Origin of the sequence: Microbulbifer sp. MKSA007 (assembly GCA_032615215.1) — a bacterium.
In the GTDB taxonomy this organism is placed as follows: domain Bacteria; phylum Pseudomonadota; class Gammaproteobacteria; order Pseudomonadales; family Cellvibrionaceae; genus Microbulbifer.
On record CP128433.1, the window covers coordinates 4889762 to 4904913 of the forward strand.

Here is a 15152-nt window from a genome sequence, read left to right on the forward strand (position 1 = left end):
AAAATTTTGTGCCGGAACTCACAAACAAACACGTATAAAAAAAGCCACGCATTTCTGCGTGGCTTTTAAGGGGTTAAAGAGTTAACTGGTTTTAAATTGCCAGCTGCTCTTCACGCTCCTTTTCACCTTCAACAAAGGAAATCCACTGATTGGCGAACTTCTCTGAGCGCTCATCTTTACGTGCAAGCTTGAGGCTCTTTAAAGCTGCGTCATAACGCTTAAGGTTGGCATTCGCCATACCCATTACGATATGCAGCTGATCAACACGCTTGATACCACCTTTGGCCAGAGCTTTCTTACCCATAGAAAGGGCTTTCTCGTTCTGATCCAGGTCCAGGTAAATACCAGCCAGGCGCGAATAGATCTCACCTTTATCAGAAAGCTGTGCTGCCGCTTCCAACTGGGGAATAGCTTTCTGCAGCTCTTGTGACATCTGGTAGGCCTGAGCTAGAGTTTCCAGGTTTTTAGCTGTGCGTGGGATCTTCTTATCTTGGATACCCCTGGCAATCACTTTAGCTCCTTTATAAGGCATTTCATGCCCCATAAAGAGATACCCCATATTTAGCAGGTCTTTATCCTTTTCCAAAGCTCCGGCAAGGTAAGCTGCTTCCATCATGTGCAGCTGATCCTTATCGCGCTTCAGTTCACCGTATACTGCACCAAGGGTTTTGTAATACGCTGGCTTCGGGTAGTACTGCACCAGTTTTTCTAGAACGGCAGCTACTTTCGGGTAGTCTCCGCGCTCGAAGTAAACATACTGCTGTAAGCCGAACCAACCTTCCTTCGGTATCTTGCCCTCTTTTTCAAACATGGATACCGCTATATTGATATCCGCGAGAGCCTTATCCTGATTGCCAATCTGGTTGTAAGCCTGAGCACGCAGTGCATAGGAGTCAGCAGTGATACGATCAGAAACTTTAAACCACTGGTTCAAGTAGTTAATCGCCTGCTTGTAATCCTCAGTTACGAAGTACAGCTGGGCAAGTGTAAACAGGGTGCCCACTTCCAATGCTACCGGCAGGTTTTTCTCACCCTGGGCCAGTACCTTTTTAAAGTAAGGGATCGCCTCTTTATAGTTTTCAGTGCTGTAATAAACAACACCGAAGAAGTTGTACATTTGGGCAACTTCGTAGCCGTTGTACCGCTTCTTGCTTGCATCCATCTCTTTCAGCGCTGCAAGAGCACCCGCCCAATCCTCTGCATCTGCAGCCTCTTGAGCTTTTTCCAGCTTCTTGTACGCAGCTTCACGCATAGCCGGAACTTTACGGGTTTTTTGCTTGCTCGGTTTTTTTTCTTCCTGCGCTTGTGCTGAAGCGAACGGCGCTGACATGCCGACAGCTTCTAACACTGTGACGCTGACCGTCGGTGCAAGAACCAAGGGTAGCGCCACTGAGGTGCGCAGAGCGAACTTGGACAAACCTTTAGTTATGGTCGTCAACTTCATAGTGCTTCCCCTTTAGTCCTTAGCCATGTTAAAGCTGATCTTGGTCCTAACATTAGGAACTTCGGTCGGCTTGCCATCGACTACCCGCGGCTTGTACTTGTACTTCAATGCGGACTTCAGGGCAGACCGATTGAAAACCGTTGTAGGCTTACCTTGCAGCGTAAAAGCCTCAATTACGATCGGATCGCGTACTGAACCGTTTGTTGTAACGGTGTACTCAACGATTACATAACCTTCCATACCGCGCTGTAGAGCGCGACGGGGATACTGCGGCTGTACTTTTACGATTGGAAGATAGTCACCTTCACCAAAGCTGAAACCAGACAGCTTAACGTTGCCACCCGCAGAGGGAGCAGCGATATTGATGCTGCCATCAAGATCCGGCTCCTCAAAATCAGGCTCCGGCATCTCCGGTGGCGGAGCCTCAGGCTCATCTGGTTTTACCGGCTTGGCGGTGTCGTACTGTGTTTCAATCTTCGTATCAGGCATCACCACATCGGCAACTTTGTACTCCGGAGTATCCTCTGGAGCACCCATGTTTGCCGCGATCAGCTGATGCATGGTGAAGATGAGGCCAAAGGTAGTGGCCAATGCCAATGTACCTGCCCCAAGAAGTCTTACCGGGTTCATAGCTGTTAACTCTTCTCTGTAGCGACGGAAACTTTCTTGATACCAATCTTCCTGGCTGCTTCCGCAATCAGGGCAATCTTCTCAATGCTTGCTCCCTTATCGGGCTGAATTACCAACCACCCTTTCGGGTTTTCCGAGTAGAGGCGCTCCAGGACAATTCGTACCTGGCGCTCATCAACCTTCTCTTTAGCAATCCAAACCTCGTCACTGTCGTTGATCGCTACCAGGATAGAGGCGGCCTTGAGTTCAGCGGTCGTCGATTCCGGCTTCTCAATATCAGCACCCGGCTCCTTGATAAAGGTCGCGGTGACGATAAAGAAGATCAGCATGATAAACACCACGTCCAGCATGGGCGTGAGGTCAATTGCGCCGGCTTCCTCTTCTGCCGTATTTTGTCTTTTGCTCATAGCAACTCTCTTAGCGAACTTTTCCAGCGGGGGCTCAGGGAGCCCCCGGCGAAAGTATCTGGCTTGGCTAAACCTTCACAGTAAATAAGCAGGCTTATTAACTGGTGTATGCTTAGTGATCCATCGTCAGATGATCTTCCAGCAGCTGGGTTTCACGCTCAGCTTTACGGGCAAGGTAAGTGTTGGCAAATACGCCTGACAGCGCCGCAACCATACCCGCCATTGTCGGGATAGTTGCCATGGATACACCACTGGCCATCTGCTTGGCGTCACCACCACCTGTAATCGCGAGAACATCAAACACATTGATCATGCCCCAAACCGTACCCAACAGCCCAAACAGAGGAGCCAGGGCGACACAGGCTTGGATCATGTCCATATTGTCCTGAATTTTCTCGGATACCCGGGAAATCATCGCATAACGGATCTGGTGCGAAGCCCAGGATTTGCGCTCACCGCGCCCCTCCCATTGGTCTACCGCACCTTGAACGTCACTTTTCAACCCTTTGTTAAAGTAGAAAACACGTTCAAAAATCAGCGTCCACATAAAGAAGGTCAGGCCGGCGATCAGGAACAGTACTGGCCCGCCCGACGCCATAAAGGCGTTGACGGCGGCCCATGCGTCATTTAATGCGTGCATGTTGCCGCCTCCTCTTATTTGCGCTCGGCGTTTTCTGCCACGATACCAGCACTCTGCTCTTCCAGAATGTGCAGGACACGCTTGGCACGACCATTAACTACGGTGTGCATCAGAACGGTTGGGATAGCCACAACCAGACCGAGAACAGTGGTAATCAGGGCTGAGGAAATACCGCCGGCCATTGCCTTGGGATCGCCCGCACCAAAGATAGTGATCGCCTGGAAGGTGATGATCATGCCGGTAACGGTACCCAGCAGACCCAGCAGCGGAGCAACCATCGCGATGATCTTCAGCAGGTTGAGGCCGGATTCGATTGCCGGACGCTCTTTCAGTACTGCTTCTTCCATCTTCAGTTCGAGAGTTTCACCGTCTACACCTTTGTTCTCTTCTGCAACAGCCAGTACACGACCCAGTGGGTTATTAGTGTTCGGAGTAGAGGAGCGCAGCTGTGCATTCACTTTGGCGCCAACGCCAGTCAGAATGATCAGGCGGAAGATAGCCAGCAGCATCGCGAAGGCACCAACAGCGGAGATGATGTAGCCCACGATGCCACCTTGGTGCCAACGCTCTACGATATCCGGGCTATTGATCATGGCTTTCAGGTAGGAGCCGCCGGTAGGACCAGTTGGGTCTACACCGAAGGCACTGAAACCACTGGTAGAAGCCTGCAGAGCTTCAGCCATGCCTTGGAACTTGGCGTCCGGCTGACGAATCAGCTCAGCCATTTTGTAGGCATTGTTCATTTCCAGGTATTTACCATTGGAAACCAGATTGAAGTTACCTACACGAACCACTTCCTGGTCAGCCTGCTCACCGTTGGGCTTGATCACGGTCGCGTTAAACTTAACGATCTTGCCGGATTCAACCGTTTCGCGCTGAATTTCAAACCACAGACGCTCGATCTCTTCGATAGTCGGCAGCTGAGTAGCGCTGTTCATTTTGCCCAGAAGGCCATCAATGAACTCAGTACGGTTAGGGTATTGAGCGGAAACCAGAGAGGAACCGATATTGGCACGCAGGTCGGCAGCAGTAGAGGACATATGGCCGAACAGTTCCTTCAAGGAACCCAGGCGCTGGTCCAGTTGCTGACGCTTCTGATCAACAGCGACTTCCTGCTCCTGGTATTTCTTTTCCAGGTCAGCAGAACGCTTCTCTTCAGCGGTGCGAGTATTCTTCGCTTGGTTCAGCAGGGCATTCTGGTTTGCCTTTTGACGGCGGAACTCAGCTTCACGCTGCTTGTGTTCTTTGGACTCGGCAACTTTGGACTGCTGAACCATTTTCAGCAGGTCGTCCAGGGAAGCAGCCTTCTCTTGAGCAACTGCGGAGAAGCTGATCAGACCAGCTGCTGCCGCTATTAAAACGCGTTTGGCGAAAGAGGTTTTCATTGCGCTGCCTCCGGAGCCGGAATCGGCATGGTCATGATGTCGATAGTGGCCTGCTTCTTGGCAATTTTCAGACCGTTCATGAGAGCGCGGCGGTATTCACCAGCGTCGATCTCAACCCACGCTTTTTGCGCTTTGTCATATGCGAGGGCAATTTCTGCATCAGTAGTCTGAGCCAGCAGGGCGATACGGCCGATTTGCAGAACGCTCACCTCGCGCTCCTGACCAGCAACGGTCAGAGTATCGCGGTAAGAGTCGATCTTACGGGCGTATTCCGCTTCGAAGTTGTACAGCTCCAGTACCTGGCGGAATTTTTCCGCAACACTTACATCGGAACGGTCCATGGTGCTCTTAACACCATTGAGGTTCGCCATACGCTCTTCGAGCTTGAACGGTGCGTCCAGCTCAATGAACTGCTCCAGACCTTCCAGCATACGCAGAATCAGCGGCTGAATCTGACGTTCAATGACAGTAACGTTGGCAATGGACTCGTCCAGCTCATTGATAACTTCGAGCTGGTTGGCCAGCTGCTTTTCCAGCTGACGGTTGTATACGCGCAGACCATCGATTTCTTTATTAACCACCTTGAAGTCCTGCAGCAGGCTGCTGGTTTCGTCGGCAATCTTGTCGATGCGCTTTTGCGATGCCTGGGCCGCAGTGGTTTTCTGCTGGCCGACGGCGAGTACGTTATCAAGAGTATCCGCAGTGGCTACGCTGCCGTAGAGCGCGCCAGCAGACAGCGCAGTGGTCAGCGCCACAGCCATGAATCGCTTGGTTTTCATTAGACCCCCCAGTGGGTTCAATATTTCACAACATGGTCGCGATGAGATAGCTGCCACAACGCGGTGTCCTTTTGTTTTAAAAACATTGGTTAGAAGACAGCTAAGAGCCGCACATTGTAAACAGCCGATTTGATTATTCAAATGCCGATTGCCAGCATCGGCCCGCTTGGGTAGCAAGGTAACACTTAGGTAACATTCCCGGGTCACATGCACACATTCGCGGCGACGTTCCCTGTGCGAGCTGTTGGAGAATTTAACAGATCGATCAACTTTTGATCAAATTGTTTTTATTTAAATCTGTCATATTGGACTAATGAGTAGTTGTACTCATTCCTGTCTGAGGCCGGGTAACACTCTCGTGCCGATTCGACCCATGAGTCATCCATGTCGGGAAAGTATGCATCCCCGTCGATATTTGCGTCAACTTCGGTGACATATAAGCGGGCAGCCAGTGGCAGTGCCTGGCGGTAAATTTGTGCTCCACCAATGACCATCACCTCGCTTGCCCCACTGTCTTTAGCGCTTTCTTGAGCCAGACTCAGGGCTTTATCCAGAGACTGGACCACCTCAACGCCATCCGCAACCCAATCGGTATTACGCGTAATGACAATATTTACGCGCCCCGGAAGTGGGCGACCAATAGACTCAAAGGTCTTTCGTCCCATTACTACAGGCTTTCCCATAGTGGTCCGCTTAAAAAACTGCAGATCGCCAGAGATGCGCCAGGGGAGCTCATTGTCCTTACCGATAGCACCATTGCGGGCAACCGCCGCAATCAAAGCAATAGAAACCGTCATTACTGCCCCTTAAACCGCTACAGGTGCTGGAATATGTGGAAAGGCTTCGTAACCCTTGAGCTCAAAGTCCTCGAAACGGAAAGAAAACAGGTCTTTGACCTCTGGGTTCAGGTGCATTTGCGGCAGAGGCAGTGGATCGCGCTGCAATTGCAGCTCGACCTGCTCCACATGGTTCGAGTAGAGGTGAGCATCACCAAAGGTATGAATAAAGTCGCCAGGCTGCAAACCACATACCTGTGCCAGCATAAGGGTCAGCAGGCTGTATGAGGCGATATTGAAAGGCACCCCCAGGAAAATATCTGCGCTTCGCTGGTACAGCTGGCAGGACAACTTGCCATCAGCGACATAGAACTGGAACAGGGCGTGGCAGGGAGCCAGGGCCATGCGCCCTTCGCGGGCATTATCAGCAGGTGAAACACCTTCATCTGGCAGATCCGCGGGGTTCCAGGCGCTAACCATCAGGCGCCGGGAGTCCGGGCGGGTTTTCAACTGGTGTACCAACTGCTCAATTTGGTCGATCTGGCGACCATCAGAAGTGGGCCAGGAGCGCCATTGATGGCCATATACAGGGCCCAGATCACCGTCCTCTGTCGCCCACTCATCCCAAATCCGCACCTTATTGTCCTGCAGATAACGGATATTGGTATCCCCCTGCAAAAACCACAGAAGTTCGTGAATAATCGAGCGCAAATGGCACTTTTTAGTGGTGATCAGCGGAAAACCCTCCGCCAAATTAAAGCGCATTTGATAGCCAAACACACTGAGAGTACCAGTGCCGGTGCGGTCACCTTTAGCGGTGCCGTTATCGCGCACATGGCGCATTAGATCGAGATACTGCTTCATCTACTGCTATGCTCCGCCTTTAACTCGGGAAGACCCTGCTTTCTTACCTTTCTGCTCAGTTCGCCCCTCGGGAAGCGGCTGAGTTTTATAACTCCACACCAGCAATGCAATGCCGGCAATAATCATCGGCAGGCTCAAAAGCTGCCCACGAGTCATCCATCCAAATAAATCAAAACCAATATGCCCATCGGGCTCCCTGACAAACTCCACCAGGAAGCGGAATACACCGTAGAGCATCACGAACATACCACCCACCGCGAGTCGAGGGCGCGGCTTACTGGAGAACCACCAGAGCAGCGCAAAGAGAACCAGTCCCTCAAGGAAGGCTTGATACAGCTGGGATGGGTGCCGGACCAGAAGGTCCGGGTCCTTTGGAAAGACCATGCCCCAAGGGCCTTCAGTTTCACGCCCCCAAAGCTCCTGGCCAATAAAATTACCGATCCGCCCAAGCCCAAGACCGATGGGCACCAGAGGAGCAACGAAATCAATTAGAGCCGGGAAGGTTGTACCAATTTTACGCGCGTAGAGTGCCGTGGCCAACATTACCCCAATCAGCCCGCCGTGGAAGCTCATCCCCCCTTCCCACAGCCGAATCAGTGATATCGGGTCTTCGAGCAACTGGGGGAAGTTATAAAAGAACATGTACCCCAAGCGGCCACCGATAACGACACCAATGGCACAGTAGAGAATCAAGTCCTCAACTTCGGATTTAATAACCGGCGACCAGGGTTTGGCACTTCGGCGCAATGCCAACCACCAGGCCGCGACAAAGCCAGCCAAGTACATCAGCCCATACCAGTGCACTTTTAAGGGGCCTATTGCAAAGGCTACCGGGTCAATTTCGGGATAGGTCAGCATGGGGGAATCGCGATTGCCAATAAAGGGCGTATTATGGTCGTAAAGCCCCCCGCTGTGGAAGGGCAGCTTGCCCCTAGGGAACATCCCAATGTGTCTACTGCTATTCGCCTATCAATGCCACCCTAAATACCCGCTGCTGTTGATCGCCAATCGGGATGAGTTCTATCAAAGGCCAGCCGCCTCAGCTGCGCGCTGGCCCGGGACCGGGCTAATTGCGGGTAGAGACCTTGAAGCCCAGGGAACCTGGGCCGGCGTCTCCCCCGGTCGGGTCGCCGCTGTAACCAATATCCGGGAGCCTGGGACACCGGAACCTGTAGGAGCGCTATCCCGCGGGGAAATACCGCAGAAATTCCTCAGCCAACAAATTAGCCCTGAGCTTTTCATCCACTACCTGGAATCCCAGCAGTACCGGGGCTTTAACGCCCTGCTGTTTGATGTTGAGAATCAAAACACTCTCTTCTGTGCCGGAAACCGGCACAAGCCATTTACGTTTGAACCGGGTATTCACGGTATCTCCAACGGCGCACCGGACGAACCCTGGCCAAAGGTGGAGAGGGGCAAAGCGGGGCTGGCAGAAATAATACCTGCGGCCGACCAACTGGTAACAATCGAGAGCTTTGTGGAGCCAGCACTGGCACTGCTCAAAGATCGCACCCCCGCGCCGGACCAACAACTCCCCCATACCGGGCTACCACTGGAGATTGAGCGGGCGCTCTCTCCTATATTCATTCAAATTGATGCCGATAGCTCGGCGACAGAACCAATGCTTCGCAATGGAGGTTACGGCACCCGCGCGAGTACCGTGATCACCATCGACCAGAGGGGGTGTGGCCAACTTTGGGAGCAGACTTTTATACAGGGCAATGAAAATGGACCCCTGCGCTACTTCACTACCCAGTCGCCCAATTAAGCGGGCTCAATGCTAATGGCAGAGAAATTGTGCATAACTTTTTGTGCAAGCCTCTGCACCATATTCAAATAAGCCCCAGTAAACACGCCCCTTTTTCACCCATGAGCGAAAAATTTGGCGCAAAACTCATCATTCACAAATCCTTACTCTAAAAAGAATGAAGCGCCAAGCAAATTTTGCATTTATTGCCATACTTACTTTCACAGACTGAAGTTGGTTGAGTTTCGCGCAAGCAGGACACCGACATCAGTCTTAATAAAAGGAAGTCGCGCGGGACGCATGACACGTGCGAGTCACCGATAATATCCCTGAGTATCTGGATGGGCTCGCCACAGGTTGGGAAGGTATGAACGATCTGGCGCCCGGCATTTTCCAAAATATCGCACCGGGCCCCCGCAGAATCGCTGAGGTACCATGTCGTATTTCAACCCCGAGCATCGTAGACGCAAATCTGTACTTCCACTGCTGACACTGGGTAGCCTCTGTGTCTTCATTCTTTATTATGCTTTCGCAGCAAACCAGAAGACCGTACCCGTTTTACCGGAGAACGCTGTTCGCCCTCATTTAGTGCACTGGCTGGAGGAAAACCCCGATGCCTGGCCAGCCCAGGACCCCATTTTTAACCCCGCCGCTGTGCGCAAGATCTACCAGCGCACGGATTACCGCTTGCTTTGGTTCGATAACTACAGCCTAAGTGATAGTGCCAATGACCTGCTGAAACAACTCACAGCTGCCAGCTCCGGCAATCCGAGCAGCATGGTCGACTACCGCTACCACCTGGGGTACTTCGATCGCACCTTGCGCGATACACCTCAACGTCTGCAGATGGCAGCCGTATTGGATATCTTACTAACCGATGCCTTTGTGTCCTACGCGCAAGATACCCAGCTGGACAGGCTCAAGCCCAAAACCCGCCCGCGTCGGGGTGTCACACCGGTTCTGCGGGATAGCGAAGGTTTCCGCCTGGTTGCGACCAGCACCGCTCAACAGCAGGCTTCCAGTGAACCCAGCGGGCGCAAGTACTTCCGCGGATATGATCGCGCGGCCAATCTAGGCAGCAATGTTCGCAGCCGCTATTACTCGCGGGAATACAATGCGGATACTTCCGGCAATTACTCAGGACGCAATTATTCCGGTAGCACTCGCACCTATGAACGCAGTCGATACCGTTCCTATCGGGACAACAATAGTGGTTCGGGTTCTGGCAGTCGCGTTTATTACAATCAGGGGCGGTCAAATACTGCCGCCCCACCGGTGAGATCTGAAAATAGTGAGGGGCCTTACTACGAGGAAAACCGGCCCTATGGCAACGATGTAAGAGCGCTGCGCGGTGAGCTGCAACGACTGCGCAAGATTTCTTCCAGCGGTCGCTGGCGTCCAATCCCGGCGGGTCCCGCCATGACCATGGGTGCACGCCACCCACATGTGGGCCTCCTGCGCAACCTGCTCTCCCTATACGGTGATTACCAGTCTTACTACAGCTACGGTGGCACTGATCGCAATCGCTTCGATCGGGGCCTTCACCAAGCGGTGGTGCGCTTCCAGAAACGTCACGGCCTGAGAGCAGATGGTATTGTCGGTCGCTCAACTCGCAAACGCCTGAACTTATCCCCAGCTGCGCGCGCCCGCATTGTGGAAATGAATATCAAGCGCCGCGAAGAGTTGCCGGAACAATTGGGTAGCCGCTTTATCCAGGTCAATATTCCTGCGTACCGTCTCAAGTACGTGGAAAACGACCAGGTCAAACTGGCGATGAATGTCGTCGTCGGTAAGAAAAAACACGCAACGCCTGAAATAACCACCCGTGTCAGCAAGGTAGTCTTTAACCCCACTTGGACAGTACCGCGCAGTATCCTGGTGAATGAGATCCTCCCCAAAGCTCGTAAAAACCCTGCGGGTATGGAAAAAATGGGATACCGGGTGATTAGCGGCAGAGGTGAAAAACTGCCCCTGACTCCGCAAAATCTATCTGCTGCAGGTGCGGGTTCCTACCTTATGCGCCAAATGGGCGGTGAGGAAAATATATTGGGACGTGTCAAATTTGAAATCCCCAATATTCACGACGTGTACCTCCACGATACGCGCGCGCGCAAACTTTTTTCCCTGACCACTCGGGGCTATAGCCATGGCTGTATCCGCCTGGAAAAACCCCGCCATTTGGCCGAAGCACTGCTTCGTCCCCAAGGAGATTGGGATCAGTGGCGTATCGATCAATTGACCACTGGAGAGGAAACCACGGAAGTGGATATGTCCCAACTGGTGAAGGTTTACATCACCTACTGGACTGCCTGGGTCGATGGTCAGGGCAACCTGAACTTCCGCCCGGATATTTATGGCAAAGATGGACTGACCGATAATCAATTTTAAAAGAAACCGGGGCGGCTATTCGTCGCCCCGGTTATAACCAAGGAATTATTGAGCGTGTTATTCCATTAATTAGCCTTTCTTAAGCAGCACCATTCCTGAAAATTATTTAAAGACTATCAGTCACAAGTTATCAATGTGAGCACAGTGATAAATCTCACTGATTTCTCAGTGCTTGCAGGGGTGACTTATGGGTGCTGCCAACAATTCACTTTGCGCTTTTTTGCCACGCAACCAACTAACCTCCCTCAGGGCGAGTGCCGCTGCGATTGCCATAGCAATATCGCTGGGTATCCACTCACCACAAATAATCGCCGAAGCTCAAGATATCGTCGAGCCTGACCTGATCGGCAGTCGCGATCCTTTTTTACCTCAGGGCAGGCAATTTTCCCTACTCAGCGAAGCGTTAGCACGCTACCAAACCCTGGCACAAGGTAATTACTGGAAACCGCTCAGTGCTGGACAACCTATCGCACCGGGCAGTCGCAGTCCCCGGGTTGAGCAATTGAGAAGCCTGTTAATGCTCTATGGTGATCACCATCCCGAAGAGTATGGAGCAAATACTTCTAAAGCAGATGTCTACGACAAAAAACTGCAGCAAGCCGTTAAACGGTTTCAGAAACGTCACGGATTAAAGCAAACGGCACTGGTTGATGAGGGAACCCGAAGTCGACTCAATACCCCGCCAGATAAAGTTGCCAAAATTCTGGCAGCGAATATTGAACGCTGGAAACAACTTCCCAAGGATTTAGGGCCTCGCTATATCATCGTGAATGTCCCGGAATTTAATTTGCGCCTAATTGAAGGCGATAAAGAGCAGTTCCGTATGCGTGTGGTTGTGGGAAAACCAAAACACAAAACACCGCAAATCGCTACCCGTATGACGCGACTGGAATTTAATCCTGTATGGCGTGTCCCGCCCAGTATTGCGCTGCGTGAACTTTTACCCAAGGGCAGCTCCGCACTGAGAGCTAAGGGTTATCGCCTAATGAATCATCGGGGCAGATCGGTGCCTTTTACTCGTGGAAATGTGGCTGCAGTGCGTCGAGGACAAGTTTCACTGCAACAAAAAGGCGGGCCGGGAAATGCTTTGGGAAGAGTGAAATTTGTTATCCCCAATCGGCAGGCCATTTTTCTCCACGACACAAATAGCAAGCATTTATTCAAAAAATCCCAAAGAGCCTTTAGCCACGGTTGTATTCGCCTGGAAAAACCATTGCAGTTTGCTCGCATGATGTTAGCCCAGCAAAACAAGTGGAGTGATGCCCGTATCAATCGCGCGCTGGGAAGTGGTCGCACCCATGGTGTTGCCCTTAAAAATCCCCTACCGGTTTATATCGCTTACTGGACTGCCTGGATCGATGAAAATGGGCAGCTTCAGTTTCGGCCGGATATCTATAACCGGGATCAGTAATAGGAGGTAACAGAGTGAAGCGGATTGAGAGCTACAGGGACTACTGAGTTATCAGTATGGCAAATGGCCCATTCCAGCTCGGCATCGCCGCACTGATAAGCCTCGTAATTGCCTCGGCCAGCCCTTTGAATGCTTCATTCACTGGGCGGACCGATATCATTATTGAGCCAATCAGTTCGACCCAGCAATTACGCGATACCGCTCAGGCCTACCGACTGTTAGCGAAAAACTGGCGACCGATTACCCAGGGAAAAACTTTACAGCCCGGAGACAAAGGCCCTCGTGTCCTACAACTACGTAATTTACTGGCAATGTATAAGGATTATCACGGTCAGCCCGGGCCGCTTTCCGCTCCGCAAAAAGACCCCCGAAGATTTGACAGTGCGCTCCAAGCTGCAGTGGAGCGCTTTCAGGAACGCCACGGATTGAACGTTACCGGTATCGCCGATGAAGACACACTTGCAGCCTTGGCTATATCGCCAATGGAACGCGCTAAGCAAATGGAATTAAATGCATCCCGATGGGAGCAGCTAAAGCTCCCAGAGGATGATCGCTACGTAATCGTCAACGTGCCCGACTATCGATTGCAGCTTATTGAAGATGGTTCGGTCGCTCTCAATATGAAAACCGTCGTGGGAAAAAGCAGTACGCGCACACCAAATTTACGCACGCGGATAACCAATATTGTTTTCAGCCCAACCTGGACTGTCCCCCGAAGTATTCTTGTCACCGAGCTTTTGCCCAAGGCACGACACAACCCAACAGCCATGCACAAGCGGGGTTATCGAGTAGTGCAATATCGCAGCGGTAAATCATCCCCTATTACAGAGGAGACTATTGCCAAGGCAGCCGGTGGGCACGCTACTTTGAGGCAATTGAGTGGCCCTGAGAATACCCTGGGAAAAGTGAAATTTGTTATCCCCAATAAGCAGGCTATTTTTCTCCATGACACCCAGGCTCAAAGCCTGTTTAAACTTCGCCAGCGGGCATTAAGTCACGGATGCGTAAGGCTACAAGCACCAGAAGAATTAGCTTATTTTCTTCTTCGTGACCAGGGGTGGGACAGAACCCGGGTAGCGCAGGCAGCCAATGGGCACGATGCTCTGAATGTAAAGGTGAAGGGATCACCCCGTATTTACATCGTTTATATGACCGCCTGGATAGATAGGGATGGGCGCCCCCAATTCCGCTCTGATATTTATCATCGTGACAAAGAACAGCCTTATCCAAATTAGGGAGCCTATCGGCAAGTGAAAAATATTAAGTATCGCTAAAGGATTTTGCCTGTTCTCATTTTCGCTGGCAGCGCGCTATAACGCTAAAGTTCTCCAAACAATAGAATTTGAAAGACACCGGTCAAAATAACCACCTAAGCAAGTTTGATTTAATTTTTCAAAGCACTACTCACACTTCTATTTAAACCCTGGCTTTGGTTTGGAAACTACATCCTTGTTATCACAAAATTAGAGTTTTGCCATATTCACAACCGTGGTAGCAATACTGGCCGGATCTAATTTTTCCAGGTTTCTTTTTATCGCCCGCTACTACTGGCGGGCTCCAAGAAGTCGAGATCAATACGCCCCCCATATATAGGGCGGTCCTGGATGCCGGATAACCTAAACAGCTGTATGTCCGGAGAAATACTACGCTGGCAGAGCCCAATCTGCATGTATATACATGTACATACAAATTCTTATCTTCTATATATCTAGGTTGTCCTCTGTATATAAATGGGTAAACCAGCCACTAATAAAGAAGGCTATCGAGCTCATGACCGAAGAGGTGATCGGATAGCTCCCAAGTACACTGACGAAACCGCCCGATAAAACTTATAAGTCGCAGAAAAATAATTTTTTAGCGATTAGCGTGCAATGACAACGCTGTCTCCACCCTATTCAGCACTATCGACTGATCAGCAATAAAAATTCCGGTTTCAGGTAGCAGAAAAGAAAAAATATACCACGGGGGCCATCTAATTATTTCCGAATTAGCAGCTTCAGGTTTGTAACAACTGGTTATTTTTTGTACATTTTCCGCCGTACCCGGTTGCGCCAACTAAGGCAAACCGACGAGAGATTTAACGACGAGGCGGAATTATGAAGAATCCATCCAGACGTCGATTCCTGGCAGTGACCTGCGCAACTGCGGCGGCCGTCAGCGCCGGACCGACTTTCGCAAAAGTAGGTAGCTCCCGCACCCTGAAAATGCGCAACCTGCACACCGGGGAGAAGCTGGAGGCCGCCTACTGGACTAACGGAGATTACAGCAGCGGAGGCCTGAAGCAGTTCAACAAATTGCTTCGTGACCACCGCGCCAACGAAGTGACCCGAATGGACCCCAAGCTTCTAGATATCGTCTACAAGCTGAAGGAGAAGTTCAATTACAACGGCACCATTGAGATTATCTCTGGGTACCGTTCACCTAAAACCAATGCCAAACTGCGCGCAGCTGGCCGAGGCGTAGCGAAACGCAGTTACCACACACGTGGTATGGCCTTGGATATCCGTATGCCGGGAGTGTCCCTGTCGAAGTTGCGCCAGGCAGCACTCAACCTGAAAGCGGGCGGTGTCGGATACTACCCGAAGAGTAACTTCGTACACGTGGATACTGGCCCTGTACGTCGCTGGTAATCCCCACCCAACAGATACAAAAAACCCGGCAGTCGCCGGGTTTTTTGTTAT

The 15152-nt window shown here is 51.4% G+C and carries 14 protein-coding genes; 5 read left to right on the forward strand and 9 right to left on the reverse strand.

The genetic code is table 11. The features are described from left to right. Positions 1 to 91: 91 nt before the first annotated feature. From QT397_24645 to lgt, 9 genes are all read right to left on the reverse strand, one after another. Positions 92 to 1444 carry a tetratricopeptide repeat protein gene (locus tag QT397_24645; protein ID WNZ55993.1) on the reverse strand — a complete coding sequence of 451 codons (1353 nt, stop codon included), beginning with the start codon at positions 1442 to 1444 and terminating at the stop codon, positions 92 to 94. A gap of 12 nt (positions 1445 to 1456) precedes the next feature. Further along, positions 1457 to 2074 carry an energy transducer TonB gene (locus QT397_24650; GenBank protein WNZ55994.1) on the reverse strand — a complete coding sequence of 206 codons (618 nt, stop codon included), beginning with the start codon at positions 2072 to 2074 and terminating at the stop codon, positions 1457 to 1459. Between the two features lie 5 nt (positions 2075 to 2079). Continuing rightward, complete coding sequence (locus QT397_24655; GenBank protein ID WNZ55995.1) at positions 2080 to 2481, reverse strand: biopolymer transporter ExbD; 402 nt, start codon at positions 2479 to 2481, stop codon at positions 2080 to 2082. Between the two features lie 112 nt (positions 2482 to 2593). Beyond that, positions 2594 to 3121, reverse strand: a complete 528-nt coding sequence (locus tag QT397_24660; protein WNZ55996.1) for a MotA/TolQ/ExbB proton channel family protein — start codon at positions 3119 to 3121, stop codon at positions 2594 to 2596. A 14-nt stretch (positions 3122 to 3135) separates the two neighbouring features. Then, on the reverse strand, positions 3136 to 4506 hold the full coding sequence (locus tag QT397_24665; protein ID WNZ55997.1) for a MotA/TolQ/ExbB proton channel family protein: 1371 nt from the start codon (positions 4504 to 4506) through the stop codon (positions 3136 to 3138). Beyond that, positions 4503 to 5285 (reverse strand): DUF3450 domain-containing protein, encoded by a 783-nt coding sequence (locus tag QT397_24670; protein WNZ55998.1) that lies wholly within the window; start codon positions 5283 to 5285, stop codon positions 4503 to 4505. The genes QT397_24665 and QT397_24670 overlap by 4 nt, the downstream gene beginning before the upstream one ends. Before the next feature lie 287 nt (positions 5286 to 5572). Then, positions 5573 to 6082: a dihydrofolate reductase gene (locus QT397_24675; GenBank protein WNZ55999.1), complete on the reverse strand. Its 510-nt coding sequence runs from the start codon at positions 6080 to 6082 to the stop codon at positions 5573 to 5575. A 9-nt stretch (positions 6083 to 6091) separates the two neighbouring features. Beyond that, positions 6092 to 6925, reverse strand: a complete 834-nt coding sequence (locus QT397_24680) for a thymidylate synthase (protein ID WNZ56000.1) — start codon at positions 6923 to 6925, stop codon at positions 6092 to 6094. A 6-nt stretch (positions 6926 to 6931) separates the two neighbouring features. Then, on the reverse strand, positions 6932 to 7783 hold the full coding sequence (gene lgt, locus QT397_24685) for a prolipoprotein diacylglyceryl transferase (protein WNZ58595.1): 852 nt from the start codon (positions 7781 to 7783) through the stop codon (positions 6932 to 6934). A gap of 88 nt (positions 7784 to 7871) precedes the next feature. On the opposite strand from lgt, the gene QT397_24690 reads away from it, so the two are divergent. From QT397_24690 to QT397_24710, 5 genes are all read left to right on the forward strand, one after another. After that, entirely contained in the window at positions 7872 to 8693 is an 822-nt protein-coding gene (locus tag QT397_24690) for an NRDE family protein (protein WNZ56001.1), read from the forward strand. A gap of 414 nt (positions 8694 to 9107) precedes the next feature. Continuing rightward, complete coding sequence (locus tag QT397_24695) at positions 9108 to 11060, forward strand: L,D-transpeptidase family protein (protein ID WNZ56002.1); 1953 nt, start codon at positions 9108 to 9110, stop codon at positions 11058 to 11060. A 187-nt stretch (positions 11061 to 11247) separates the two neighbouring features. Further along, a complete protein-coding gene (locus QT397_24700) occupies positions 11248 to 12471 on the forward strand; it encodes a L,D-transpeptidase family protein (protein WNZ56003.1) in 1224 nt (407 codons plus the stop codon). Positions 12472 to 12527: 56 nt separating this feature from the next. Further along, the gene (locus QT397_24705; protein WNZ56004.1) at positions 12528 to 13706 is read left to right on the forward strand and encodes a L,D-transpeptidase family protein; all 1179 of its coding nucleotides are present in this window, start codon (positions 12528 to 12530) and stop codon (positions 13704 to 13706) included. Between the two features lie 861 nt (positions 13707 to 14567). Beyond that, positions 14568 to 15101, forward strand: coding sequence for a DUF882 domain-containing protein (locus tag QT397_24710; GenBank protein WNZ56005.1), 534 nt, complete (start codon positions 14568 to 14570; stop codon positions 15099 to 15101). Positions 15102 to 15152: the final 51 nt, after the last annotated feature.

What these genes read in the sequence shown, in the direction of transcription:
- QT397_24645 (WNZ55993.1), bottom strand. Translation starts at nt 1,444, where the DNA reads ATGAAGTTGACGACCATAACTAAAGGTTTGTCCAAGTTCGCTCTGCGC.
- QT397_24650 (WNZ55994.1), bottom strand. Translation starts at nt 2,074, where the DNA reads ATGAACCCGGTAAGACTTCTTGGGGCAGGTACATTGGCATTGGCCACT.
- QT397_24655 (WNZ55995.1), bottom strand. Translation starts at nt 2,481, where the DNA reads ATGAGCAAAAGACAAAATACGGCAGAAGAGGAAGCCGGCGCAATTGAC.
- QT397_24660 (WNZ55996.1), bottom strand. Translation starts at nt 3,121, where the DNA reads ATGCACGCATTAAATGACGCATGGGCCGCCGTCAACGCCTTTATGGCG.
- QT397_24665 (WNZ55997.1), bottom strand. Translation starts at nt 4,506, where the DNA reads ATGAAAACCTCTTTCGCCAAACGCGTTTTAATAGCGGCAGCAGCTGGT.
- QT397_24670 (WNZ55998.1), bottom strand. Translation starts at nt 5,285, where the DNA reads ATGAAAACCAAGCGATTCATGGCTGTGGCGCTGACCACTGCGCTGTCT.
- QT397_24675 (WNZ55999.1), bottom strand. Translation starts at nt 6,082, where the DNA reads ATGACGGTTTCTATTGCTTTGATTGCGGCGGTTGCCCGCAATGGTGCT.
- QT397_24680 (WNZ56000.1), bottom strand. Translation starts at nt 6,925, where the DNA reads ATGAAGCAGTATCTCGATCTAATGCGCCATGTGCGCGATAACGGCACC.
- lgt (WNZ58595.1), bottom strand. Translation starts at nt 7,783, where the DNA reads ATGCTGACCTATCCCGAAATTGACCCGGTAGCCTTTGCAATAGGCCCC.
- QT397_24690 (WNZ56001.1), top strand. Translation starts at nt 7,872, where the DNA reads ATGTGTCTACTGCTATTCGCCTATCAATGCCACCCTAAATACCCGCTG.
- QT397_24695 (WNZ56002.1), top strand. Translation starts at nt 9,108, where the DNA reads ATGTCGTATTTCAACCCCGAGCATCGTAGACGCAAATCTGTACTTCCA.
- QT397_24700 (WNZ56003.1), top strand. Translation starts at nt 11,248, where the DNA reads ATGGGTGCTGCCAACAATTCACTTTGCGCTTTTTTGCCACGCAACCAA.
- QT397_24705 (WNZ56004.1), top strand. Translation starts at nt 12,528, where the DNA reads ATGGCAAATGGCCCATTCCAGCTCGGCATCGCCGCACTGATAAGCCTC.
- QT397_24710 (WNZ56005.1), top strand. Translation starts at nt 14,568, where the DNA reads ATGAAGAATCCATCCAGACGTCGATTCCTGGCAGTGACCTGCGCAACT.